Source organism: Coleofasciculus sp. G2-EDA-02 (genome assembly GCF_040226375.1).
In the GTDB taxonomy this organism is placed as follows: Bacteria; Cyanobacteriota; Cyanobacteriia; order Cyanobacteriales; family Coleofasciculaceae; genus Coleofasciculus.
Genome location: NZ_JAVKEW010000041.1, coordinates 1 through 24,668 on the forward strand (window position 1 = coordinate 1; position 24,668 = coordinate 24,668).

The 24,668-nt window shown below is 44.6% G+C and carries 21 protein-coding genes and 1 pseudogene; 10 read left to right on the forward strand and 12 right to left on the reverse strand.

The genetic code is table 11. The features are described from left to right. Positions 1-247 precede the first annotated feature (247 nt). The 3 genes from RLO19_RS04005 to RLO19_RS04015 all read right to left on the reverse strand — a co-directional run bounded on the left by RLO19_RS04005 (position 248) and on the right by RLO19_RS04015 (position 2,662). Positions 248-1,312, reverse strand: coding sequence for a fatty acid desaturase (locus RLO19_RS04005; protein WP_446354048.1), 1,065 nt, complete (start codon positions 1,310-1,312; stop codon positions 248-250). A gap of 194 nt (positions 1,313-1,506) precedes the next feature. After that, complete coding sequence (locus RLO19_RS04010) at positions 1,507-1,755, reverse strand: hypothetical protein (protein WP_446354050.1); 249 nt, start codon at positions 1,753-1,755, stop codon at positions 1,507-1,509. Positions 1,756-1,999: 244 nt separating this feature from the next. Next, complete coding sequence (locus RLO19_RS04015) at positions 2,000-2,662, reverse strand: class I SAM-dependent methyltransferase (protein WP_446354052.1); 663 nt, start codon at positions 2,660-2,662, stop codon at positions 2,000-2,002. Positions 2,663-2,737: 75 nt separating this feature from the next. Here RLO19_RS04015 and RLO19_RS04020 point away from each other — a divergent pair, with 75 nt between their 5' ends. Beyond that, complete coding sequence (locus RLO19_RS04020) at positions 2,738-3,112, forward strand: hypothetical protein (RefSeq protein WP_446354054.1); 375 nt, start codon at positions 2,738-2,740, stop codon at positions 3,110-3,112. 413 nt (positions 3,113-3,525) lie between these two features. On the opposite strand, the gene RLO19_RS04025 is transcribed toward RLO19_RS04020, so the two are convergent. Next, a complete protein-coding gene (locus RLO19_RS04025; RefSeq protein ID WP_446354056.1) occupies positions 3,526-4,575 on the reverse strand; it encodes an anthranilate phosphoribosyltransferase family protein in 1,050 nt (349 codons plus the stop codon). Between the two features lie 233 nt (positions 4,576-4,808). On the opposite strand from RLO19_RS04025, the gene RLO19_RS04030 reads away from it, so the two are divergent. Continuing rightward, positions 4,809-5,012, forward strand: a complete 204-nt coding sequence (locus RLO19_RS04030) for a hypothetical protein (protein WP_446354058.1) — start codon at positions 4,809-4,811, stop codon at positions 5,010-5,012. Positions 5,013-5,110: 98 nt separating this feature from the next. Continuing rightward, positions 5,111-5,548, forward strand: coding sequence for a hypothetical protein (locus tag RLO19_RS04035; RefSeq protein WP_446354059.1), 438 nt, complete (start codon positions 5,111-5,113; stop codon positions 5,546-5,548). A 209-nt stretch (positions 5,549-5,757) separates the two neighbouring features. On the opposite strand, the gene RLO19_RS04040 is transcribed toward RLO19_RS04035, so the two are convergent. Beyond that, on the reverse strand, positions 5,758-7,659 hold the full coding sequence (locus tag RLO19_RS04040) for a ferredoxin--nitrite reductase (protein ID WP_446354061.1): 1,902 nt from the start codon (positions 7,657-7,659) through the stop codon (positions 5,758-5,760). Between the two features lie 251 nt (positions 7,660-7,910). Between RLO19_RS04040 and RLO19_RS04045 the strand changes: the two genes are divergently transcribed. Beyond that, entirely contained in the window at positions 7,911-9,107 is a 1,197-nt protein-coding gene (locus RLO19_RS04045) for a HEAT repeat domain-containing protein (RefSeq protein ID WP_446354063.1), read from the forward strand. 225 nt (positions 9,108-9,332) lie between these two features. Here RLO19_RS04045 and RLO19_RS04050 read toward each other — a convergent pair whose 3' ends face one another. The 5 genes from RLO19_RS04050 to RLO19_RS04070 all read right to left on the reverse strand — a co-directional run bounded on the left by RLO19_RS04050 (position 9,333) and on the right by RLO19_RS04070 (position 14,268). Continuing rightward, the gene (locus tag RLO19_RS04050; protein WP_446354065.1) at positions 9,333-9,776 is read right to left on the reverse strand and encodes an HNH endonuclease; all 444 of its coding nucleotides are present in this window, start codon (positions 9,774-9,776) and stop codon (positions 9,333-9,335) included. After that, entirely contained in the window at positions 9,695-10,015 is a 321-nt protein-coding gene (locus RLO19_RS04055) for a hypothetical protein (protein ID WP_446354067.1), read from the reverse strand. The genes RLO19_RS04050 and RLO19_RS04055 overlap by 82 nt, the downstream gene beginning before the upstream one ends. Positions 10,016-10,081: 66 nt before the next feature. Next, positions 10,082-10,879: a DUF4058 family protein gene (locus tag RLO19_RS04060; protein WP_446354069.1), complete on the reverse strand. Its 798-nt coding sequence runs from the start codon at positions 10,877-10,879 to the stop codon at positions 10,082-10,084. Between the two features lie 253 nt (positions 10,880-11,132). Next, positions 11,133-11,957, reverse strand: coding sequence for a formate dehydrogenase accessory sulfurtransferase FdhD (gene fdhD, locus RLO19_RS04065; protein ID WP_446354071.1), 825 nt, complete (start codon positions 11,955-11,957; stop codon positions 11,133-11,135). A gap of 61 nt (positions 11,958-12,018) precedes the next feature. Then, complete coding sequence (locus RLO19_RS04070) at positions 12,019-14,268, reverse strand: FdhF/YdeP family oxidoreductase (RefSeq protein ID WP_446354073.1); 2,250 nt, start codon at positions 14,266-14,268, stop codon at positions 12,019-12,021. 98 nt (positions 14,269-14,366) lie between these two features. Here RLO19_RS04070 and RLO19_RS04075 point away from each other — a divergent pair, with 98 nt between their 5' ends. Next, positions 14,367-15,092 (forward strand): sulfite exporter TauE/SafE family protein, encoded by a 726-nt coding sequence (locus tag RLO19_RS04075; protein ID WP_446354074.1) that lies wholly within the window; start codon positions 14,367-14,369, stop codon positions 15,090-15,092. A 401-nt stretch (positions 15,093-15,493) separates the two neighbouring features. On the opposite strand, the pseudogene RLO19_RS04080 reads toward RLO19_RS04075, so the two are convergent. Beyond that, positions 15,494-15,613 (reverse strand): annotated as a pseudogene (locus tag RLO19_RS04080) (alpha/beta fold hydrolase); the annotation flags it as partial. A gap of 26 nt (positions 15,614-15,639) precedes the next feature. Here RLO19_RS04080 and RLO19_RS04085 point away from each other — a divergent pair. The 5 genes from RLO19_RS04085 (at position 15,640) to RLO19_RS04105 (ending at position 22,414) form a co-directional block, all read left to right on the forward strand. Next, positions 15,640-16,536: a hypothetical protein gene (locus tag RLO19_RS04085; protein WP_446354076.1), complete on the forward strand. Its 897-nt coding sequence runs from the start codon at positions 15,640-15,642 to the stop codon at positions 16,534-16,536. 158 nt (positions 16,537-16,694) lie between these two features. Further along, positions 16,695-17,303, forward strand: coding sequence for a DUF3859 domain-containing protein (locus RLO19_RS04090; RefSeq protein WP_446354078.1), 609 nt, complete (start codon positions 16,695-16,697; stop codon positions 17,301-17,303). Between the two features lie 290 nt (positions 17,304-17,593). Beyond that, positions 17,594-19,369 (forward strand): asparagine synthetase B family protein, encoded by a 1,776-nt coding sequence (locus RLO19_RS04095; protein ID WP_446354080.1) that lies wholly within the window; start codon positions 17,594-17,596, stop codon positions 19,367-19,369. A gap of 407 nt (positions 19,370-19,776) precedes the next feature. Then, positions 19,777-20,952: a diaminopimelate decarboxylase family protein gene (locus RLO19_RS04100; protein ID WP_446354082.1), complete on the forward strand. Its 1,176-nt coding sequence runs from the start codon at positions 19,777-19,779 to the stop codon at positions 20,950-20,952. 190 nt (positions 20,953-21,142) lie between these two features. Further along, the gene (locus tag RLO19_RS04105; protein WP_446354084.1) at positions 21,143-22,414 is read left to right on the forward strand and encodes an MFS transporter permease; all 1,272 of its coding nucleotides are present in this window, start codon (positions 21,143-21,145) and stop codon (positions 22,412-22,414) included. A gap of 472 nt (positions 22,415-22,886) precedes the next feature. Here the strand turns inward: RLO19_RS04105 and RLO19_RS04110 are convergent, their stop codons facing one another. After that, a complete protein-coding gene (locus RLO19_RS04110) occupies positions 22,887-24,602 on the reverse strand; it encodes an asparagine synthetase B family protein (protein ID WP_446354086.1) in 1,716 nt (571 codons plus the stop codon). Positions 24,603-24,668: the final 66 nt, after the last annotated feature.

Consider the following 24,668-nt stretch of genomic DNA (forward strand, 5'->3'; position numbering starts at 1 on the left):
CAATGGATAATTAATAATTGATAATTGACAATTGATTAATTGGGTCTAAGACCTCTTCGTTTACGAAGAAATTAAAAAAGATTTTCCTTAATTTCAATCCTCTTCTTTTAAGGAGGGGTCATTATCCATTGTTCATTATCCATTGTCAATTTTTGAATGAGCGTGCCATTGAACTTAATACCAAAATCCCCGACTTCTTCAAGAAATCGGGGATCTCAGAGTTTACTCGATTCGTGACAATACCGTATTAATTGTCTCCAGCCAAGGCTTTTCGATAGTCTTTAAACGACTGATAGCACTCTTGTTGATTATAGAGGTGACATTGGTCGGTAATCTGTTTCATCAACGACCAAGAAAAACGGCATTCTCGTAGTTCATCTCCCCAATTTTCCTTGAGAATCCGATGGGCTAACCGCAAATTATAAGACGGAATCGCACTGGAAATGTGATGGGGAATGTGAACATTAATGTCATGGCAGAGAAATTCTACCCAACGGGGATAATCACAGTGAACCGAACCAAATAATTGAGCCTCAGCCTCATTCCATTCCGGTTCCGGGGTAAAGGGAATATCGGGTGCTGTGTGGTGAACAATGGTAAACGTACTCATCCAGAAATGGTACACCAACCAGGGAATCAGCCAGAATTTTACAACTCCCCATACACCTGTTGTCGCAATGAGTAAGGTAAATGCAACGACGGCAAAACCGATAACAAGCAAGGCTGAAAACTTGACCTGAGAACGCTGTTTTCCTTGAAAATTCCCCCACTTAAAATGCAGTAATGCCCAATGGAAGATCGAACCAATCCACCAAAATCGACCGCGTATTAGTTTGTAAAACCACTTAACTAAAACCGAGTGGCTGGCATAATACTCTACTGTAAAGGGTTCCCATGCATTATCTTCGCCAAGCTTATTCGTGTGGGCATGATGGTAGTTATGGAGAATGCGCCAGCTATGAAAGGGATAAATTAAAGGTAAAAATGCCAGGTGTCCTACCAAATCATTCACCCAACGGCGATTGGCAAAGGAACGATGACCGCAATCATGACCGATGACAAAAAAGCCGGTCAATGCTGTACCGGTGAAAATCCATAATAGCGGTAAACAAAACCAGGGTGCAAGCGCTAAACCCCCATAGCCTAGACCCACCATTAAAATATTCACCAGAACCACTGTCCAGGCTTTGCGACGGTTTTTTTGAAACACTTCACGCGGTAACGTCTGCAAAATGTCTCTCAACCTTAAGGTAGTCGTAACCCTTTTTAAGGAGGAATCGGGAGTTTGTTCTTTGATTGTCGATATAGTCATGAAAGAATTCAATACATGAGATTTAGTGAATTGCGAATAGTCAGGCAAAAAAAATCCTGCCCCGTCATCTATTATTGGCAGATAGAAGGGTATATCCTTGTGCTGATCAGTCAGAGTCAGCAAAACTTAGCACCCCGAGAATGAGTTCTGGGGTGCAAAAACAGCATCAATCAAACCAAACACTACTGTTCCCCTTAATTATTGGCGTCGGATTGCGCCGTAGCCAACCGTTGTTTTTGGAGGATTTGGAGCTGCTGCAAGAGTGAATCTACTTCTGCATGCAAATGTAGATACTTGACTTGCTGATCAGCCTGGTAAATCGACTTCATTAATTTTATCAGCCGTTGGTCACTCGTGCCGCTTACCGTCCCGCGATCGCTCTCAGTTGCAGCTTCCCGATTCGGGTTTGGTGGACAGATTACACTAGATGAACGATTTAGCATTCGTTAAATAGTTATTTTTACTTACTCACACCACTTGGCTATTGTATCCTGAACATCAAGTTTTGTTGCATCATATAGGTCAATTTTATGACTGGCTGAGGTATCCATTACGAAAGCCAAGGGACTTGATAGGCTGGAACCCCCATCTGTCAAGTATTTTCCTCGCGGTAGGCAAATCGTCTTCCATTCCGCCATTCCCGCGTAAAACCCCAATCTCGTAAACGTTGCATCATTTAACTCCTCCTTAGACTCCCTGTTGGTTGTCTTGACGTTGGGCGATGAGGGCGTAGAAGGGATCACCCCCGCCAACTCCCAGCATTTGCAAAAAACTGGGAACAGAAGAAGAACGGGTAATCACTTCTGGGGTACCAAATCCGGGTACAGATTGAAAATAACCCTTGACAAGTTGCACACGACTTGCTTCAGTCCCCTCTCGCCATGCCGCGATCGCTTTTTGGAAGAACATGCGATTGGAAAAGCTGATCATGGCGATACCACCGGGTTTGAGGATGCGGTGAATCTCCTGAAACACGGCATCAGGGTATTGTAAGTACTGAATCGAGACACAGTTGAGAACCGCATCAAACTCTTGATCTGGCAAAGGTAGCTGAGGATTTTTATTCAGATCTTGGACAAAGGAATGGTTTAATCGGGGATTGCGTGCTAGTTCCTGTTCATTCATCCCGTGTCCTTCAACATGGGCGAATTCCATGTCCTCTGGCAGATGGGACAGATGACTACTCATCATATCCAGGATGCGAGTATGGGGTTTGAGGCGTTCTCTATACAGTTGAGTGAGTTGATCCAAAAACCCAGCATCAACATGGGTGACGAAGCGAGGGAAAGAGTAAAACAGCGTATCGTCGGTATCGTCTAGTTTCGTCCGTTGGTTGGATTGCAGCAGCATAGTCTTTAGCGGAAAATTAGGATGCTATCTTTTAGTTTAAGAAAAATTACGAAATGTTAACTATACCCATCGCCTATGCCCGTCTACGGTTGTGATCCGATCGCCTTTGAGGGAGTTACGGGTCAGCGTTATTGGTTCTACGAACCGTTTCATTTTACGGGAATCACCGATATCGACGAACGGCTGAGTAGTTTTCCTGTGGCTGTCTTTTTGCCACAGGATCGACCTGCCGATCAGACACCGTTGGTAATTGGCATTCAAGGAATGTGTGCGCCTTATGGCTGGAATGCCTTTATTGTGCCAACTCTAACCCAGATGGGGATTGCTGTGGCATTATTTGACACACCCCTAGCAGGTGAACGCAGTTTTACCCGGTTAATTGGTAATATTATGTGCTGTGGAATACAGTTTTGTGACAATAAGAAACTTAAGGCTGAAACCTTTACTTAATAAGAGATCCCCCTCCCGTCCCCCTTTTAGATCCCCCTTCCGTCCCCCTTAAGATCCCCCTCCCGTCCCCCTTAAAAAGGGGGAAGCCATAGGATGCTTCGCTTTTTTGGCACGGGGGAGACCAGATGTTGCTTCGCTTTTTTTGCATGGGGGAAGCCAGAGGATGCGAGAGCGTTTATTGCACGGGGGGAACAATAAATTACATCAAATCGGGTTAAAAAAACTCACTAAAAACGGCTGAAACATACCTTTTCAAAGTCCCCCTTAAAAAGGGGGATTTAGGGGGATCTAAACGTTGAGCGCTAGTCGGATGGGTGGAGTTTTGAGCTTAACTTGACACTAACGAGCAATACCGTACCCCTACGGTGCAATTCTAAAATTATTAATTTATTCCCCATTCCCTGTTTCCTATTTCAACCTCTAACAGTAGACTCAATCTCAGCCAACTGCTGCTGAAGTGCACCTGTTATTAACAAAGACTCCGCCTTGCTTAATCCATCTTCTAACGTAGGGCAAACCCCACAACGCCAGAGATAAAACCCACCATTCCAAATCACTGATTTTTGAAATTCTGAAGTTTTTCCGGCTAAAACGTCTTTAATTTTTACTAATAATTGTTCCTTTGACTCTAGAGTAACCTCCTTCCCTTCAAAGCCATAATCCCTAGGGTGAAGTTTCAGGCGTTGGTAGGGTTCGCTGTCTCCAGGTTTATGGATTGAAATAATCGCCGTCCGTTCCCGGGGCAAATCGCAACTTCCCTCTAACCCCTTGACTAATGTGTAATTATTGACGCCTCGTAATGCTAATGTTCCCTGCATAAATTCTTCCGTTGGGGGATGGACAAAACCAGCCACTAGATGTACCTTCCCAGCATAAGGAAGCCAAATTAATTCAACAGTCGCAAAAGGTGGACGCTTACCAATCTGATCCCGATAATTCACCAAACCTTGAGTCGCCGGAAAATGGTTAGGAGTATAAATAAAACCAAAGCGAGTTGTTTCTAAAACCTGATGAACTTGGGCAAGACTCAATCGGGTAAAATCGATTCCCAATCCTTGCCAAATTTCCACTAAGGGAATGCCATATTTGGTGGGCATACAGTCGCCGCCATGTTGGATTACAGGAACCCCTGAAGCCGCCAGCATCAGCGCCGTTAAGGGAGTAACTGGGGCGGTTCGCGATCGCCCGTCGTAAGGTGTCCCCATTACCGTTACTATCGGATCACCAGATAACCGGGGTATTGTGCAACCGAATTGCTCATACGCATCCAACATTCCCGCAAGTTCGTCACTCGTGGGGCGCTTAATTCGATGGGCAATTAAAAACGCTCCAATTTGAGCCGGAGTCGCTTCTTCATTCAGGATCATTTCTGTGGCTTTGGCTGCTTCTTCACGAGTTAAATCTTTGTGAGTATGGCTACCGCTACCCACTTTCTTTAGCAGTTCTCTGAAAATAATACTCATGATGGGGGATGAAAAATAGGACGATGGGACTATAACCACAATGGTTGAGGGCGATAGCAGATTGAGAGAGAACCATTAGTGATTCCTGAACAAAGATGCGATCGCTTCGGCATTGAGTGGCTGTGAGGATTAGTTAACAAATCTACAATTAAATTTTATGTATTATTCGATACAGATTTTTATTTTGGTATATTCTGATACAAGAAGCCGATCGAGAATCAGACGGAACAGATATGAAAAGCCCAAAACCGCAACCCCCTCTAACCAGCCTCTCGGCTAGTGAAGTTTTTCGCTATCTGCAACCAGGAATGTGGCTGAGACTAGAGGAACTCCCCAATCCATTCGCCCACTATGAGGCGTTGATACTCTCCCAAGTCTCGGATCATGAATGGCTAACGTGGATTCCTGAACATGGAGAATATCTGTTAGTGCTGTAGCCACTTTTAGCGAAAGGACAACCTCCTATAGCTAAGTTTTTCAGCCAATATTACCTCCCTAAAATACTCACATTTATCGAAAAATTGGAGTTTTGGCAATGATTAAGACAAAGCTTTCTCCCTGCGAGAGTTTACTCTATCACTGGATTCTGTTTCATACTAAAACCAATCAGAAAGTCAATTTGAATTGGCATAACTTCCAAGCTTGGACGGCAGAATTCCTTGAACATTCGGTTAACTTGAGCGAAGTTCACACCGCACTCACGGAGTTACAGAGACTAAAATTAATTACCGTCCAAGGAACCGAAGTTGCCCCAAACAACACCCCAAACAACACACCCTTAGAACTTTCACCATTACCACAGAAATTACTAACCACCAATCGGAAGTTTAAGCTTTTTTCCTGGGGTTCTGTTATGACCTTAATCTTTTTAGCATTGTGGTTAGGTTCAGGAGCTATGTATTTTAAGTTGTACTCAGGAGACTCAAATCATTATACCAACCCCTATCAATTTTTGGGTGAAAAAATTAAATAATTTGATTTCCCTATTTAGTCAATAGGGGACGGAAAGAATGAAGGATGAAAGAGTTTGCCCGAATGTAGGGATCTTTTCACTATTATCTTTTTTGGCTTCACCCGAATTGCACTAAACCCGCCCCCGACTAAATGGGAGAATTATTTATTCGACAAACCAACGACAAATGAGGTAGCTTGCTTCTCAATGGAGCGAGTATGACAAATGCCTTAAGCATCAATAACCACTTGTCCTTCAGGCAAAGCACAACAGGTCAAAACCATTCCCTCCTCTAAATCTGCTAATGCATCATAATTTTCCTCATACTTCACTCGACCTTTTAATAACTTTTTAGCACAAGTTCCGCAAGTGCCAGCACGACAACTACTTTCGATTTCAATACCTTGGCTTTCAGCCGTATTCAGGATAAATTCCTGGGAATTACAGTCAACCTGCTTCCAAGAGCCCGCGAAAAATATTTTTGTTTGGGCTTGATCTCCGTTCGTTTCCGTCTCAGGTGAAGGTTGAGTCTTCTGCTGAACAGTCTCCTGGATGTCTGGTTCTGGTTCGAGAACCACTCCATCCTTAAGTTTAGCCTCAAAGTTTTCAATTAATAGATTCCGGAGAATCGGTTTTAGATCATCGCAAGCAATTCCTTTTTCCAATAAGTCTCCTAATTTTGCATCTTTGCCCACTTTTCCCCCGGTATAAAGATTCACCCCTTCGACAGGCGTGCCATCTTTACGAACTTTCGTACCCATTAACCCAATATCGGCAACCTGAGGTTGTCCGCACGAGTTTGGACATCCTGTCCAGTGTATACGAACTCTTTGGGGAATATCTAATTCTTGATCCAGTTCTTGCGCCAGTTTTAATGCCCGTTGCTTGGTTTCAATGATGGCAAAATTACAATAGCGATTCCCGGTACAAGACACCAATGAGCGGGTGAGAGTCGAAGGATTAATCGGAAACTGCTGTAGTAAAGGTTCACTCAGAAATGCTTCGAGTTTTTCATTAGCAATGTAGGGAATAATTAAATTTTGTTCAACCGTTAAGCGAATTTCGCCATTCCCATAAACATCAGCTAATCGGGCTAAATCAAACATGGTGTCGGCTGACAAGCGCCCCACTGGAACCAGTAAGCCAACATAGCTGTAGCCTGGTTGTTTTTGGGGATAAACCCCAATATAATCCTTTTTCTCTTGGGTAATCTCATTTTCAGGCGCAGCAGGGAGAAGTTCTTTGCCATAAGTTTTTTCGACTTCTGCCCGGAATTGCTCAACTCCCCATTTATCAATTAACCACATCATCCGGGCTTTTTGGCGGTTTTTTCGTAATCCTTCTTTTAATCCATTCTTGGTATAAACGGTGAGAATCGCACCACTCAAGTTAATCACATCTTCTTCATTTACCGGAACCCACGCATTTAAGGGAATCGCTTCGACACAACGCTGGGCTGATAAATAACCGCCGACTAAAACATTGAATCCTAATTCTCCATCCCGATAGGCAGGGATAAAGGCAATATCATTAATTTCAGCGTGAATGGAGTTATCCCTTCCTCCTTCAATGGCAATATTGAATTTACGAGGAAGATTGGTAAATGCATAATTGCCTTCCCCGTTATTGGTAATCATGTCCTGCAATTTTTGCAGCATATCACGGGTGTCAACTAACTCGTCAGCATCAATTCCGGCGACGGGTGATCCGGTTAAATTCCGCACATTATCCATTCCCGACTGCATACTCGTCAGATTAACGGATTGCAGTTGACGGAAAATTTCCGGAATATCTTCTAAACGAACCCCTCGCAGTTGAATATTTTGCCGAGTGGTAATATCAGCACTACCATCATCACCATAACGCTGCACAATATTGGCGAGAACTCGCATTTTCTCACTGTCAAGAGAACCATTCGGTATGCGTAAGCGCAACATGAATTTACCGGGAGTCACTGGGCGGAAAAAGACACCTAACCACTTGAGGCGGAGTTCTAAGTCGGTTTTATCAATGTTTTCCCAGCCAAGTTGGATTAAGCTTTCCAGTTCCTGTTTAATGTCTAGCCCATCTTTCTCGGCTTTGGCTTGTTCCACTTTGTTTATTTTTATGGATACGTCTGTTGTTGTAGTCATAGAGCTATTGTGATGAATTTTTACGGTTTTCGGTTGTCTAAAATTTACCCTCTTAATTTCAGTAAGGTAAGCAAGGTTAAGGTCGTAAATTGTATATTTGGATACGATTTTGATTTGAATTTGAAAAAACTGCATAATTTAAATGCAATTTGTGAATAGAATCTGTATAAATCACCGATTTCATGAAACGATAAGAGTGAGGCTGACGTGGCATACCATTCAGTCTGGGTCACGATGTAATTGATCAAACAATGGAAAAACTTCTTAAACAAGCCACAGTTGCAACAGAGCAAGGGGATTGGTTTTCAGTCACTCAATGTTTGCAGCAATTACCGTTGCATGAGTGTAGCTATAATAGTTCCAACCCAGAAACAAAGGAATTGCCCCTAGGATTGGCAATAGCTTTAACGGTTCTGGAACAGGGAGATTTTCAGGCGCGTTGGGATATTGCCAAGGTTTTGCCACAATGGGGAGAAAGGATTGTGGCGCCGTTGGTGCAAATTCTGGAAGATGAGGAGAAAGATTTAGAGCAACGGTGGTTTGCGGGGCGGATTTTGGGCGGATTTAATACGCCTGAGGTGATTCGGACATTGGTGAAATTACTGGATCACAGTGAAGATGAAGAGTTAAGTGCGATCGCAGCTAGTGCGTTAGCCGCTATCGGACAACCTGCGGTTGAGGCGTTGACTGATTTGCTGGTGCAACCGGAATTCCGTCTTTTTGCTACTCGCGCCTTAGCTCAAATGCGTTGTCTAGAGGTGATTGATCCCTTATTAAGCGTCGTCCATGATCCAGATGTTCAGGTGCGCCTCACCGCCATTGCCGCCCTCAGCAGTTTCCATGATGATCGCATTGTACCCGTTTTCCAAGTCGCGTTAAAAGATTATGCCGCCTCTGTGCGTAAGGAAGCGGTGATGGGTTTAGGCTTAAGCGCCTCCTGTGAAACCGAGTTAGAGATGGTAAAGCATCTGCAACCCCTACTGTATGATGTGAACTTAGAAGTCTGTGAGCAAGCCGCGATCGCGATTGGTAGAATCGGCACAGATAAAGCAGCCGAGGCGTTATTTCCGGTTGTGCGATCGCCTTTAACTCCCCTTCCCCTGCAAATGACTGTCATTCAGGTATTGGCGCGGATAGAAACGGCGACGACATTGGAGTATTTACACCAAGCATTACCCGCCATAGCCGAAGACTCCATCTTAGAAATTGTGCGCGTTTTTGGGCGGATTGAAACCCCAAATCTGAAATACCAAGCCGCTAAAATTTTGCTGGATTTCTTCAAATCTGGACATCCTAGTGTTGAAACAACCGCAATTAAACAGGCGTTAGCCTACAGTTGGGGACAATTAGGAGTCGCTGATGCGATGAAAGCTTTAGTACAACTCCAGAATGATCCTCAATTGAGTGTCAAATTACACGCTAATGCGGCAATCAAACAACTACAGTAAAGGTTTCCAAATCTTCCATCCAAAGTAGTATGATCGCCATCTAATCCTCCTCGGCTCTTCTCTTCTCATCCTCTGTCCTATGATGAAGGGCGGGTTTTGTTGAAAGGTTATCGATAAGTACCAAAATTAAACGGCTAAACCCGCCCCTACAATTAGACCCTTTGACTACGCTCAGAGCCTGCTTTGTAGAGGCGTTGGGTTTCATTCTTCGACCCAACCTATTAGCTAGAGTCGCGGATCAGACTCCGGTGGATGCCAACCTGCTATAACCCACAATCGACGGGCAATTTGAATCGAAGGTTCATCACGGCGTTCATCATTGATGTCGAGGCGGTTACAAGTCGCCCTACCCGTAGACGTTGTGCCTAAAACTTTTATGCCTTCTTTTGTCCAGATAAAATGGTTTGACCACTGTTGTTGACGAGGGTTAAATAGGGGAATTTCTACTTGCGTTTGGGGGTCAAGACCCGATGTAAAGTTATAATGACGCTCATTACAACGATGACAAGCTAAGGCAAGGTTATCCCGGTGGTTTGAACCTCCCAGAGACTGGGGCATAATATGGTCAATCGTGAAACGGTCTGGACTCAGATATTCGGGGGAGTGACAGTATTCACAAAGGTATCTCGCTCGTTGTCGTACAAGTTTTCGGGTTGGGTTGGACACCATTTACTTTTAGTCGCAAGTTGAGCATTAATTAGGGTAAAGATTCGTTGGAGTTCCGAGATTCCTGCATATTCCGCTTCTTCTGTAGGGGTTAGTTGATTCGTTTTTCGTTTCTCTAATAATTCTTCAAAGCGAGATTGTAGCTCATCATTGAACCGAAAGAGATAAATATTACCGAATTCGCTCATTTTAATGCCGGAGGACATTAGGGCTGAGGGTTGAACCATGAGTTGAGGTGTCATTGGGCTACCACGATTATCAATTGCTCTTTATCCTACTATTTTAGATGGGTCACGCTAGGACAATAGCTACAGTAATCCCTGTTCAACTAGCAGCGTATTCAGCCAAGCCGCTACCTCAGAAGAAACAGCAGGAGTGATTGACTGACGATAATCAATGCGGAAGTGATACCCTGCACGCTGATAAACGCCATCAAGAATAAGTTTTAAATCAAGGATGGGACTCTTATGTTCCCCCTGCAACGGTAACTCGACTTTAGGAATCGCATCGGTTAAATTAAAGGCATAAAGCTGGGCATGAGGTCTTAACTCGCTGCGACTAATCAAAATCCGATAGTCTGTTAACTCAGCTACCCCTTGCATCGGCATAGCTTTTCCACCGCGAAGTAAATCAATTTCTACAAAGTGGGTGGAACGGGTTAAAATTTGCTGGCGTTTGCGTAGATACGCCTCCCTCCCCTCACCTGCTCGTTTATTCTTAGGTGAAAGGAGTTCAATCGTGGTGACAACTTTTCCCGTTTTAGTGTCTCGAATCTCTAAATAGCGTTCTTCTACCTCTTCCGCCAAAGGAATCGTTACGGTTTGCGGTTGATCAGGCTTCGATAAGGTAGCGGTAGCCCTGTTGCGCGTGGCTAATTCTGGAGACGCCTCTACCCCTGAATAGACAACGGAAACATCGGGAATGCCAATCAGGATATTATCCTCAGGAGTGCTACTATAGACACGCTTTTCAATGGCTACATAATAGTTAGGAAGTAACGCGGGTGCAATCTCATCCGCGATCGCGACAATTAGACGGCTATGCACCTCAGACCATAATTCTGGATTTTCCAGATAGGGATTCATGCCAGGAAACGGAGATGTCATATCGCTAATTATTGCCGGGTGAGTAGCTGTAACCTAATTATTTCTATACTGACTACTATAGTATCATCAAAAACTGAAACGCCAGATGGCAAAGAAACCGTATTTTGCACAAAACAACAAATTAGATGGATTTAACCATCGAGCCAAGCATTTTTGGACATTAGAGGAAGCCTGCAAGATATTTGCGTTTTGTGTATACTTCGCTCTATGCACGACTTTCCCTACAAATGTACCCCTCTATGCACGACTTTCCCTACAAATGTATCCGTTCCTTTCCTGTATAAATATTAAACCGTTTTCCGCGCAGGAATCCGACTAAGGTGATGCCAAACTCCCTGGCTAACGCAACGGCTAAACTGCTGGGTGCAGATACCGCACAAATAATAGGGACACCTGCGGTTAAACATTTCTGTACGATCTCAAAGCTAGAACGTCCACTCACCAGAACAATTTGGTTGGTTAAAGGCAATTGATCACTCAAGAAAGCGGAACCCATTAGTTTATCTAAAGCGTTGTGGCGTCCAACATCTTCTCGTACTGAAAGTAACTTTCCTTGATTGTCGAATAAGGCGGCGGCGTGTAATCCTCCGGTACTTGAGAAAATCCGCTGGGCGGTGTGTAATTGTTCGGGTAGGTTATAAATTACATCTGGACTAACTTCTAATCCTTTGGTGATAACTGGACATCCTCGTAAGTGTAAGGCTTCTAGACTAGCTTTCCCACAAACACCACAGGCGCTGGTGGTAAAAAAGTGACGTTCTAAGGGTTGTAAATTAACCGATAATCCGGGTCGAAGTTTTACATTAACAATGTTGTAACGTTGTTCCCCATCAACATCAGGATCGACACAATAACTGATCTGCTGAATATCCTTGCGATCGCGAACTATCCCTTCAGCGTACAGGAAACCCGCCGCTAGTTCAAAATCAGCCCCCGGAGTTCGCATCGTAACCGCTACGGTTTGCTGGGGAGAGGTGAGACGAATTTCCAGGGGTTCTTCCGTCGCCACCTGATCCTGGCGCGATCGCACGTTACCATTGTCTATAACCCAAACCCTGGTTTTCGTTTTACTTCCCATCGACAAAAGGAGTTAAAGGAATATGCACCACCAATAGCACAGATGGTGTGTTCTGTATGTTCTAACTTAAATAACGTTCCAATCGCACCAAGGCATTATAATCAGGGATGGCGACTTCACGCGATCGCTTATTCTTGTCTAAGAGTATATTCCCTTCGGGCCAATGCACTTGCAGGTTCCCCGGTTTGATGGGTGCCGTATACACTCGTCCCTTAAATTCCCCAACCTCATTCTTGAGAATCACGGTATCGCCATCTTTTAATCCTAATCCTACAGCATCCACTGGACTGATCAACACCGCCTCACGTACTGCACCGGTAATCGCATCTTTCTTTTCCTGTACCATACTATTAAACTGCTTCCCGCGCCGGGTGGCGACTAAGAAACACCCCTCTGGTAAATCCCGTTGTGGTGGGGATAAAGGAGTAAACCGCGCCTTCCCATCTGGTGTGGGGAAATTCCAGCCAAAACAAAGATGAGAACCCCCATATTGAAACTGATCTCCCGCTTCTTTAAGATGTTGAATCCCAGCATATTGGGGAATAACTTGGGCAATTTCTTGGCGAATCGCCGATGTTCCGTCGAAGTTTAAGGGCGTCTTGCTATCGTTTTCTCCGGCTAAATCGGGACGTAATCTCCTGGCTAATTCCATGAAAACCTCCCATTCTGGACGCGCTTCGCCAATGCGAGATCCCTGAACTTCGGGACTAAAAATCACTCTTCTTTCTGTCGTTGTTTCTGTTACTCCTCCTGGCACTTCGTAGCGAGTGGTGGCTGGGAGTAAAATTACCGTATCCGCCGGATCAACTAACATTTGGCTGGAACAAATAATATCCTGATGCACCCGTAGAGGGACTCGCTTTAATGCCGTTTCCACATAGTCGGGTTCGGGTAGAACTTCCAGGAAATTCCCCCCCACCGAAAACAGGACATCCAACTCTCCCCCATAGGCTGCTTGAATCATTTCCGCTGCGGTTAATCCTGGGGATGTTGGCACCTCAAATCCCCATTTTTCACTCAACTGTGCTGCATTTTCTGATGTAATCGGCTTCCCTCCAGGGAGTACCGTGGCGTAGCATCCCATCTCTGCACCTCCTTGCACCCCAGAATGTCCGCGAATCGGCATTAAGCCACAGCCTTCTCTGCCGACAAAGCCTTTGGTTAGGGCTAGATTAATAATGGCTCGCACGTTATCTTCGCCACATTCATGCTGGGTAATCCCCATACTCCAGACAAAGACAGCCTTATTCGCCTCAGCTACCATCTGGGCAAATTCATACATCTGATCACGAGAAGCCCCAGATATCCGTTCAAGTTCCTCCCAGGATTGGCAGTCTAGGGTGTCTTTTAAGTCTTCAAAGTTGTCTGTATAGGTGTTGATAAACGAGTGATCAACCCAATTATTGGCGATTAAATGTTTCAGTGTACCATTAATAAACGCCATATCCCCGCCCATATTTACCAGGAAAAAGTCTTCGGCGAATTTCGTGCCAAATAAAGCACTTTCGGGAATCGACGGCACCCAATAGCGTTCCATCCCCGGTTCCTGGTAGGTGTTGATTACGACTATTTTTGTACCCGCCTTTTTTGCCCAGTGAAGATACTTAACGGTGACGGGTTGGTTATTTGCCACATTAGAACCAAAAAAGACTAATAAATCGGTGCCTATCCAGTCTTTATAGGAACAGGTTGTAGCGGCAACACCTAATGCGGTTTTCAATCCAGCTGTACTGGGAGAGTGACAAATTCTCGCTGCATTATCAATATTATTGGTTCCCATTGCCCGCACCGCTTTTTGGGCAGCATAATAGGTTTCATTAACGGTGCCGCGACTGGTGAGATAAAAGCCAAGTTTATCGGGTGTGGTGGTGCGAATGTGATGGGCAATCGTCTCCAGGGCTTCCTCCCAACTCACCTGATGAAATCCTTTCTCTCCCCGTTGACGCATCATCGGGTAAGGAAGTCGCCCCATCTGTCGCAGTTGAGCACTTTTTTTGCCCTGCAACAGTGATACATCTGCCAGGAGTTGGGGGTCAAAGGCGGGCATTGTATTCATTCGCAGCAGTCGCAATCGGACATTACAGACATGAATGCCTTCTAATGTCCAGTCTTTCATGCCCGTGGTGCCTAAAGCACAACCGTCGCAGACGCCTTGGTTGAGGATATCCCAGGCGTAGGGAAGTTGATCCCGGTTTTCCCAAATGGCGCGAAATACTTCCCAGTAATTGTTCGGGTATTGTTCGCCGATACCGAAGGGTTTCCAGGTTGCCCAATGTTCAGGCGTCCAGTGTTTTTTAGGTTGAGGTAACATAATTGGGAGTGGTGCTAACGCAAGGGATTCTTTAAGGCTATCATTGCCCTAATCTAACAAGATGGTATTGTTAGTCCTATCATGAGTTGGCGATTATAATGTTAAGCTTATTATTATTTTTAGCCCTGGGTTTTGTGGGCAGTGGTCATTGCGTGGGAATGTGTGGTCCTTTTGTCATGGGCTATACCCGACCTCAGTCTAATCCCTGGTATTCTCATGTTTTGTATGGGCTAGGGCGTTCGACAACCTATGCCGTTCTGGGATTTCTTGCCAGTAGCTTTGGTCAAATTATACAGGGTTTACTGGGATTACGAGCCAGTATTTTAATTGTGGCGGGGCTAATTATGGTTTATTTAGCCTTGGGACAGTTACATTTATTACCAGTGCAACTCCCGCCTGTGCAAAATTGGCGCTGGTATCAAAAGAGTATGGGGCGGTTATTTGCTAGTACGAGTTGGTATCGCACCTATCCCTTGGGTCTATTGTTGGGGTATATTCCTTGTGGATTAACTGCGATCGCACTGAGTCTGGCTATCACTCAACCTATTCCTGTCGCCACTGTGGGTATGTTTCTGTTTGGCTTAGGCACAATGCCCGCTATGGTAGGATTTGGGCTATTAATTCAGCGACTGAAGGTTCCCAAACTGCAACGGTATATGGCAGGGGCGATGGCTGTATTGGGAGTGTTAACCATTTGGATGGGGATTCATCGTTTGGGTTGGCTTCCTGCACCGCCTCAGAGTGCATTACTGATGCGATTACATCCGACTTCGATTCCGATGGAAGATTCGGAGATGCCTCAAATGCACCATCATCATTATTGACATCCTCACCACGCCGTAGTAGGGGTTTGGTTACCCATTGGTGTCAACTTAAGCGCCAAAAGCAGGGGGAGCAATGTAGAGACGCGCCATGGCGCGTCTCTTAGCTGGGGGAGCCCTATAGAGGTGTTCCGAGGGAACTATGACTTGTATAACGTTTTTATTTCTGTCGCTAATTATCAGAAAATAAACCCAAGGATGTTATCTACAAAGAGAGATAGTTTAGCAAAGTAAAATTTATCTCTATAGGCGGAAAATAATAGCCCTTTTATTAGTGTTGATCTCAAAAACAGTACCTAAAGGTAGATATAACAAGAAGATTTGTTAAATTAAGATTAAATTGTTAGTCTTCTAAAGTGCCGCGCCGTAGTAGGGGTTTGGTTACCAAACCCCTACTTATCCTGTAACACGACTACCGGTTTACCTTCCGGATTCCCTGACTCCTCGGATGAAATCCTGTGTAGGTTACTTACCTGTAACATTCCTTGGTTATCAGGTTTGATGGGGGGATAGAGTTCGCCCATAGTTTTCGATTACAGTAACAAAGGCGGTGGCGCTATTATCGCCGACGACGGATGGTGGTGCGATCGCGTATAATTTTTTCCTAGTTTTTACTATGGCAAATTCTAGGCAATTGACAACAACGATAGACGCGAAAGCGGGTCAGGTGTATATCCCAGACTCTCATCCTGACAACCGAAACGCCTACTGGCGGCGTATCCACGGGATTCAGTGGCTGGTGATTCTCACGGTTGTGGGGTTGGGTATGTTTGGCTGTAAGTCCTCTCAACCCACTCAAGACGCCCAGAGTTCCTCACCCCCCGCATCAGAAACACCCGCAGATTTTTCCTTTCCCGTGATTACCCCGAATGTCTCACCCCTTCCCACAGAAACACCGACGCCCTCACCCCTCCCCACGCCGACGATTTCACCCACGCCACCAGAGATAGTGGTTTTACCTACTCCTGAACAAGTCCCCAATAATACACCATCTGTCCCCCCTCAGATACCCTCCCCCACTCCAGAAATTTCTAAAGCTGTCCCACCCCCTTTACCCAAACCACCCGGCGTTGATACCCCTAAGCCGACGATGAAAGGTTTACCCGATGGCAATTATTTTTATGGCGAATCAGCGGAATTTGACCGTCCGGGTAGTCGGTATTTAGTGTTTATCAAAACTGATGATAGGCTAATTGGACAGGAGTATTTTTGGCAAACTGAGCAGAGTCGTTGTTTTAAAGGGATAGCTAATGAAAATATCGTCAAAAATGTGAAAACTGCTTATCGCGAACCTTCTCGCGAGGCGGAAGAGGTACAATGGTCATTTGAAGATATGAACCCGATAAAGCTGAGTGAACTTCAGCCGATTAGCTGGGAGAAAGCGCCTGATTTTGCTAAGAGTAATTTACAAGAATGCGTGAAACTTTTTAGTGTTTTTAATGAGTAACCGAATCTCAAGAAAGCAATACCTTGAGACAGACCCCACCCTCACCCTCCCCTGATCAGGGGAGGGAACTTTTTGTCGCGCTGACCTTGACGGAATATAGGTTTTATGGTATAGAGAAAGTAGGTAGTCTCAAGCTTCTGGTTTAGAAGTAATTAATTGTGACTAATGAACGACTTACTCAAGATCAGTTAACCCAACTCGTCGCTGAGGTGGATCAATTAGCTAGACGCCACGAGGCTGAAATTGACCGCCAAGAAGTTCAGCAGATTTTGCAGGAATTGAATTTACCACCAGAGTTGCTAGATGAAGCGCTGGTACAGTTACGCCGTCGCCAAGCGTTAGCCGTTCAACAAAAACGGAATCGCTGGATTGGGATAGGAGTGGGGGTGGCGATAGTGGGTGCGATCGCAGCCTCCACAGTATTCATTGTAAATCGCCAACGTGCGATCGCGGCAGTTTCTGTCTCTGGAAGTTGCATTACCCCGAATCAGCAGACGTGTGAACCCATATCGGAGATTAATCGCCAACAGATAGTCTACCGCGTTACCTTACAAGACGCACCTGTAGGACAAACGCTTTCCTTACAGTGTGATTGGATGAATCCCAATGGTCAAATTGTACATCAGAATCGCTATCAAACCCAGAAAATTGACCGAGAGGTTTGGCATACCTATTGTCGTCACACCTTAGATTCTACGGGAACTTGGCAAGTGCGGATGAGCTTAGGCGATCGCACCCTTGAGAAAACATCGTTTACAGTTAAATAATCTGAACTATTCACTCAAATTTTGTTCGCATAACTGAAAGACAAAATGAAGCAATCCTAAAATCTCTTCAATCTACTTAGGGTATCCTTGTAGTGTGAACATCTTACTCGCTACTAATACCCCAATTAAATGCATCTGGGCGCAAGCCTTGCGCCCCTACGGTTTCCAGGTATAAGATTAATCGCTCAAATTAGGTGTGCCACGCCACTACGGTATATTAATAATTTAAGCAATTCACAAAGGCGTATCTCAGCACCATTTTAATCAAATTAATTCCAAATTCAATTATTGTGATTAATCCTGATCATTTTATCGGCTATTGGGGTCTTAATTCACCCGACGAACTCGAAGCGACGTTAACTAACGTACTCATTGCCGCGACAAGTTTCAAGACATCAAATCGGTTGACAAATTCCAGCGATAAAGTCTCTAAAAATGGTACTTTGAATTGGGGTGTTAGGTATATTGGCAATAATCCGGCTAATTCCTTAGCCAATAAAGACGGTATCATCGCCGCGTTATCCGCCTCTGGTTTTCACGACTCCGCCGATGCTTGGGTGAAGGTGGAAAATAATCATCTAATTTTAGGACGTGAACCCTTTGGACGTGTCCCTCTCTATTGGAAAAAACAGGAAAAAGTTATCTGGTTTGCGTCTAAGTTACAGCTATTATTACCCCTGCTTAAAACACCAGAGGTGAATAGTCATGGGTTGTATGGTTATAGCTGTTTTTCCTATGTTCCCACACCGTTGACCCCAGTAGCCCATATATTTTCTGTAGCGGCTGGAACCGTTGAAACCTGGCAAGTTAAATCTGAACAAGACTTAACTCATACCACTCACCGTTATTATCAATGGCAATCGGCTTCTGTGTTAATTCACGATGAAAACGAAGCCATCTCTCAACTGCAAATCCTGTTAAAAAATGCCGTACATCGACAACTGGAAAATTTGCCTAGTGAACCCGTTGGCGTTTTTCTGTCTGGCGGGTTAGATTCATCTACAATAGCGGCATTATTAGTGCAAGCGGGAGTAAAGGTTAAAGCCTATACCTTAGATTTTGGGTTAGCGGGTGTCTCGGAATTGCCCTATGCTGAACAGGTGGCTGACTATCTGCATATTCCCCTAGTTAAAGTTGATGCCACACCTCGTCGAATCAAGCAAGCCATCAAAGCTACAGCGACGGCGTTAGATTTGCCCTTTGGTGATGGTGTAACGGTTCCGTTATATTTATTGTGTCAAGCGGCGAGTCAAGATACAGAGGTTATTTTTAATGGGGAAGGCGGCGACCAACTTTTTGCTGGATGGACGAATAAACCGTTAATTGCGGCTGGTGTTTATAATCAAGAACATCAGGGCGGAAATACAGGATTTACCCAACAGTATTTGCGAACCTTTCACCGTCTTTGGGGATATGAGGAGCGGGTATTTCAGAATCAGATAAACCAGGAGTTATCGGTACAACCGGAACAATGGTTAGCCGAGGCTTTAGAGCCTAAGTTTACCACGACTCTTTTAGATCGATTGCGTCGGGCGACGTTAATGTTAAAAGGCGCACAAAATATCCACCCACGGGCGACTAACTTAGCATTCTCTCATGGATTGTGGGTGCGATCGCCTTTTTGTGACATTCCGTTATCCGAGTGGACATTTCAGATACCGGGGGAGTTCTACCTGCGGGGTGCTTGTGAAAAATATATCCTCAAACGTGCGGTGGAATCTTGGTTACCGCCAGAGGTGGTGTGGCGGGAAAAACGGGGGATGGGAGTGCCGTTAACGGTGTGGTGTTTAAATGAGTTATGGTCTGAGGTAGGATATTGGTTAAATTCGGGTATTTTAGAAGCCGAAGGACGATGGCAACCGCAATTACCCCTGCAACTGATTAAAGGGGAATTTAGTGCCTATTTGCGAGGGCGACGAGTTGGTGAGATTCTTTGGTTACTGATAATGTGGCAAGTTTGGCGCAGGAGGGTGTTAAATGAAACAGTATCTGGGTATTCTGGGTTACATCCCTTTTGGTTACCGTCTCGGTTTTGGCGATGGTATTGGAAATTACAGGATGAATGATGAATTATGAATTGCCTATTGCCTGTTTCTCTAGAAGGGCGGGTTTAGTTAAGTTATCGGTTGTGTCTAAAATGGTATCGGTAAAACCCGCCCCTACACCATGGCTTTAGACGCGCCATGGCATATATTTGTGGGATTACCGACGGCGGCGACGTTGTTTGAAGCGTGGAATAAGTTGCAGCCGTTGATTACAAAATTATTCTGGTTGTGATTTTATTATGGGAGGCAGAGCCTCCCTAGGAGCATTCCCAGGCAAAGCCTGGGAACGAGGGAAATGTAGGGGCGCAAAGCTTGCGCCCTCACATCAGAACAAAGGGCGAACCGACAAAATTGATAGGAAAAGAGTCGTTAATTGATGTAAGCGGGTCGCCCCTACAAACACCGATATTACCAATGAAAAATAACCCATGACAAATGACCAAGAATTACTGGATATCTACGGTTCACCCCTCTATGTTTATCAAGGCGATCGCATACGGGATACAATTCGTTATATCTCTTACTCTGTCCCCTATCCGCGCACTCGGTTCCAGTTTGCGAGTGTGACGAATGGTAATGTCGCTTTGCTGCAAATCTTCCAACAAGAGGGGTGGGGACTTCATGCAAATACTCCCGGAGATATCTATTTAGGATTAAAGGCGGGATTCGCCCCGGATAACATTGTTTATAGCGGCAGTAATTTGAATTATCTGGAAATGGAGCAAGTTCTCCACTGGGGAATTACTACCTTAAATTTAGATAGCATCTCTCAATTAGATTTATGCTGTCAAGTCTATCAGACCTTAACCCCCAAATTACCCCAATTAAACTTAGGATTACGCTTAAATGTACCGGAATTAACCGGGGATAGCCGGATTGGAGTTAGACCGGAAGATTTCCCCGAAGCCCTGAAAATTACCCAATCTGCGGGATTACAAGTCAAGGGTATCCATTTCTATCGCGGAACGGGGACAAATGCAACCAAAGCCTTTACTCAAGTGATTGATTCCTTATGTGAGATTGGTCAACAATTACCCGATTGGGACTATTTAGACTTTGGTGGTGGATTTGGCTATCCCTATCAGGGGAATGGCGTCGCCTTTGATTGGCAAGGATTTGGCAAGGCGATAACTCAGAAGCTAGAGACAATCGGCAGAACTATAGATTTAATTATAGAACCTGGACGAGCCGCGATCGCAGGATGTGCTTCCTTGTTGGCAAAAGTCGTTTCAGTTAAGTGGCAAAATGGGAAACAAATTCTCGGCGTTGATACCACCGTAGCGAATTTATCGGTTCCTTCGGTACATGGTGGCTATCGAAAAATTGTCAGTTTCACTGATAACCAGCAAGAACTTTATCCTACAGATGTGTGTGGGAATACAACCTATTCACGGGATTACTTGGGGCGCAATTGTCAACTCCCCGCGTTAAAGATTGGAGATGTTATCGCGATTCTGGATAGCGGTGCTTACGGATATGCGATGTCGTCTCATTTCTTACATCGTCCGCGTCCGGCTGAGGTTTTAGTTGAACAGGGAACTCACCGATTGATTAGAAAGCGGGAAGATTATAGTATTTTATTAAATAATCAGGTATTTGCTTAATTTCACAGGTGCGTAGGGACGCACTGACGTGCGCCCTTTACTTAATGTACACCTTAGGAAACCTCAAAATTATATTTTTTTAACGCAGAGGTACGCAGAGGTTGACGCAGAGGTACGCAGAGGAATGGAGAGTATGTGAGTGAATTGTTTAGCAAATTACTGAAATAATTTTAAGTAAAAATCGCTGCTCATGAAATGTATTCAATGTCAAACTGACAATAATCTCAAAGACCGCACCGCCAATCAAGGGCGATGTAAAAATTGTGGACATCCTTTTGTCTTTGAACCTACGACGATGGGTCAAACTAAAATTACTGATTCATTTTTTGCCAAAGCTATCTCTGACTTATCAGTCAACGGTACTTTATTCTTTACCCCTAAGCAATTATACTACCTCATCGACAAGCGGCTTAAACGCAAAGTCAATAATTTTGCGCTGCAAATTTTTGCCTTACTTTTAAGTTTAATTATACCTTATATCGGAATCCCGCTCTTGATTTTTTCTTGTTACAAGATTAGCAACTCTGCCAATACGCCTCGAAAACTCCGTAATCGCAATGCCAGATTTTTACAAGTTATTGGTGGATTTATCCTCGCTTATGGAATTTTAACCCTTTTTACCTCTACCGTATCTGAAAGTAGTGCTTTACTCCTGTTTGCACAATTCGCGATAACCATCATTGTGGGTATGGTATCGTTCTATTTAGGGATTCGCCAGTTACGTCGCCAAAGCACATTGTCCCAAACCTTTTCGATGACACTGCATAAATTCCAAGGTTGGTTAGAACGTTGGCAACAAATTAATGGTACAGTTGAGCCACTATTACCTCCTCCTAATCAGGAACGTTTACCCACATCCATTAATCCGGATATCACCGTCTATAGTTTTGACCGAGTTGTCATTTGTGATAGTGCTACTATTGCTCAACTGCTGATTGCTAATAATTTTCACTTTGAAAATAACTGTGCGGTGCTGAGTATTACGGGGTACCCTCAAGGCATTTTTTCAACGGTATTAGAGATGCTGCGACGCAATCCCGAATTAAAGGTTTACGCCCTTCACAATGCTAGTCCCCACGGTGTCACTTTGATTCATAACTTGCGAACGAGTTCTTATTGGTTTGCTGAGAGTACCGTGACGATTTATGATTTAGGATTACTTCCCCGTCATGTCTTAAATAGTCGCAATCTTTTTATTCAATCTTCCCCAGAATCAGCAGAACAGGCGAGACAATTAGGGGTAGAGGTACGGCGAGAGTTATTGGCTGAGGAACTAGCATGGTTAGAATCCGGTAATTTTGTCGAGTTGGAATCATTTACACCGCAACGGCTATTACAGATAGTAACTCAAGGAATTAATCGGAGTCAAATTAGTACAGGGGGGAGAGATTTGGTATTTATAGACGTTGAAAGTGATAGTAGTAGTGATGTTTATTTGGTTTCCTCCGACAGTTTTGGTTAAAACTTATAGCGGTTACCAAGCTGATGATTTCACCCGAATGTAGGGGCGCAATGCTTGCGCCCTTTCCGATGTATCCCATCAGACTAGATAGTTCTATATAATCAAACTACAAGTTAAAAATATTGACGCTATCCTTCAGGAACGCTGCGCGAACGCTAACACACTCGACTGGATTGATATCATGTCCAGTTGAATACCCATAATTACGGTGATAGGAAGAGGGGGAGAGGGGGAGAAGTTTTTATTATGGGTGATGGGTCCGGACATCATCTGACACAGATAAAATTGTGGATTAGATTTGTCCGTTTTATGGGCGCACGCCATGCGCCCCTACCGTTCCTGATTTTTGCATTTGTTCTATTCTTTATGGAGGTGTTAGTAGTGATGAACATGCTTTAAATACAATGATTTAGACATTAGTGGTATTAAGGTTTAAATGCCGAACAGATGACAACAAATTACAAATGAAAAATCAACTAAGCCAATATTCCAAACTAACAAGTAACCAAAGCTTCACCCCATAACGGTTCCAGGTATCCCCACGATACTCAATCCAATCGCGAATTACTGCCTGATTTAAATAAGGCGATATAGCACATTTTTTCGACAACAACAACGCCTTGGTTTGTCGTTGCCAATAGTGACGAAACCAAAACTGCACCGGCACCATCATCCCGCTTTTGGGACGCTGAATAATTGCCCCTGGTAAGATATCCGCAACCGCTTGCTTGAGAACAGCTTTCTCCTGATTTCCCGCTAGCTTATATTCCGGCGGAGTTTCCATTGCCATCTGCACAATTCGCTGGTCAAATAAGGGAGAACGCCCTTCTAATCCAGCGGCACGAGTCAGATTATTCACCTTGGTTAAAATATGATCCGCGCCTTTAAATTTAATATTGAGTCCCATTAACCGATTCAGATACTGCGCCGATGAAAATAAGTCCGCCTCAAAGACAGATGGCGTGGTTTTAACCGAATCCAATATCTCTGGATTCAACAACCTCGGTAAATCAGCAGCGCATTTTTTAAAGGAGTTGAGATAAGCAGAAACTAAATTAGGTTTATTGTCCGGAGAACCGTATAACTGGTTAAGCAACATCGGCTGATTTTTCGGTCCACCAAAACAGGGATCTCCCCCTTCGCCATTGAGAATAATCGTAACCGCTTCTTTCGCTAGTTGGGCTAATAAATAATTGGGAACCGTTAACGGATCACCAATCGGATCATCCAACTGTGCCATAGTTATTGGTAATTGACCCCACATTTGTTCTGGAGTAATTTCTAAGATGTGGTGCTGCGTGTGGCAATGTTGGGCAACTAAATTGGAGAATTCTAATTCATTGGGATAATCTGCGCCAAAATGAATCGAGTAGGTATGAACCGGATGGGGATGAAATTTAGCCGTGAGTGCAGTGATGCAACTCGAATCCAATCCCCCCGATAAATAAACCCCCACAGGTTCAGTATGGGGTAAGTATTCCTGAACCACCTGATCGAGGCGCGATCGCAACTGCTGAGCGTGCCATGCTAAACTTTGTTGAGGATGGGTAATTTGTTCTTGAGGTTCCCAGTAAGGTTCTGGCTGTCCATCAGGTAACTGTAACACCGTACCTGGGCGCAATTCCCGCACCTGTTGCCAAAGTGTGCGTTCTCCGGGGACAAATGCACAACATAAATAATCCCGCAACGCAACTAAATCCAAGTCGGCTGAATGGTGGGGGCGCAGGGTTCTCAACCGAGGCGCAATCCAGCAAGAGGAACCCACAGTCGTATAATATAACGTCCGACCGCCGACGCGATCGCGCACCAACCACAACCTCTGACTCGGCTGATGCCAAATCGCTAGCCCAAATACCCCTTCCAGGTAATCTAAACAATCCTGTCCCCAACGTTCCCACAGTAGCGCCACCAACCCTTGATCTGTTCCCCGCCAATCCCTAGGTTCAATGCCTAAGAGTTGCAACAATCTGACAGAATTACTTAACCAGATATCCCCAACCACCCCATAGTCTCCTTGAGGACTAAAAGCGGGTTGAATCAGAGTTACCGCTAACTGGTTGGGAATCAAGAATGTACAATCTGGCGGTTCAGCGCGAAATTGCCCCCAGGCTAACAACCAAGCCGGGTGAACCGAGGGAATGGACTCGTCAACTTGTTGCTCATTTAATCCGGAAAATAGCCATCTCATATAATATCCGATTGAATCCTTACTGTTCCCTGTTCCATTCCTCCCTCAATCCTAGTTTCACATCTT

Bases quoted from the DNA above. Each gene is read 5' to 3' on its own strand.
- RLO19_RS04005 (WP_446354048.1), bottom strand. From the start codon at position 1,312: ATGACTATATCGACAATCAAAGAACAAACTCCCGATTCCTCCTTAAAA.
- RLO19_RS04010 (WP_446354050.1), bottom strand. From the start codon at position 1,755: ATGCTAAATCGTTCATCTAGTGTAATCTGTCCACCAAACCCGAATCGG.
- RLO19_RS04015 (WP_446354052.1), bottom strand. From the start codon at position 2,662: ATGCTGCTGCAATCCAACCAACGGACGAAACTAGACGATACCGACGAT.
- RLO19_RS04020 (WP_446354054.1), top strand. From the start codon at position 2,738: ATGCCCGTCTACGGTTGTGATCCGATCGCCTTTGAGGGAGTTACGGGT.
- RLO19_RS04025 (WP_446354056.1), bottom strand. From the start codon at position 4,575: ATGAGTATTATTTTCAGAGAACTGCTAAAGAAAGTGGGTAGCGGTAGC.
- RLO19_RS04030 (WP_446354058.1), top strand. From the start codon at position 4,809: ATGAAAAGCCCAAAACCGCAACCCCCTCTAACCAGCCTCTCGGCTAGT.
- RLO19_RS04035 (WP_446354059.1), top strand. From the start codon at position 5,111: ATGATTAAGACAAAGCTTTCTCCCTGCGAGAGTTTACTCTATCACTGG.
- RLO19_RS04040 (WP_446354061.1), bottom strand. From the start codon at position 7,659: ATGACTACAACAACAGACGTATCCATAAAAATAAACAAAGTGGAACAA.
- RLO19_RS04045 (WP_446354063.1), top strand. From the start codon at position 7,911: ATGGAAAAACTTCTTAAACAAGCCACAGTTGCAACAGAGCAAGGGGAT.
- RLO19_RS04050 (WP_446354065.1), bottom strand. From the start codon at position 9,776: ATGGTGTCCAACCCAACCCGAAAACTTGTACGACAACGAGCGAGATAC.
- RLO19_RS04055 (WP_446354067.1), bottom strand. From the start codon at position 10,015: ATGACACCTCAACTCATGGTTCAACCCTCAGCCCTAATGTCCTCCGGC.
- RLO19_RS04060 (WP_446354069.1), bottom strand. From the start codon at position 10,879: ATGACATCTCCGTTTCCTGGCATGAATCCCTATCTGGAAAATCCAGAA.
- fdhD (WP_446354071.1), bottom strand. From the start codon at position 11,957: ATGGGAAGTAAAACGAAAACCAGGGTTTGGGTTATAGACAATGGTAAC.
- RLO19_RS04070 (WP_446354073.1), bottom strand. From the start codon at position 14,268: ATGTTACCTCAACCTAAAAAACACTGGACGCCTGAACATTGGGCAACC.
- RLO19_RS04075 (WP_446354074.1), top strand. From the start codon at position 14,367: ATGTTAAGCTTATTATTATTTTTAGCCCTGGGTTTTGTGGGCAGTGGT.
- RLO19_RS04100 (WP_446354082.1), top strand. From the start codon at position 19,777: ATGACAAATGACCAAGAATTACTGGATATCTACGGTTCACCCCTCTAT.
- RLO19_RS04105 (WP_446354084.1), top strand. From the start codon at position 21,143: ATGAAATGTATTCAATGTCAAACTGACAATAATCTCAAAGACCGCACC.
- RLO19_RS04110 (WP_446354086.1), bottom strand. From the start codon at position 24,602: ATGAGATGGCTATTTTCCGGATTAAATGAGCAACAAGTTGACGAGTCC.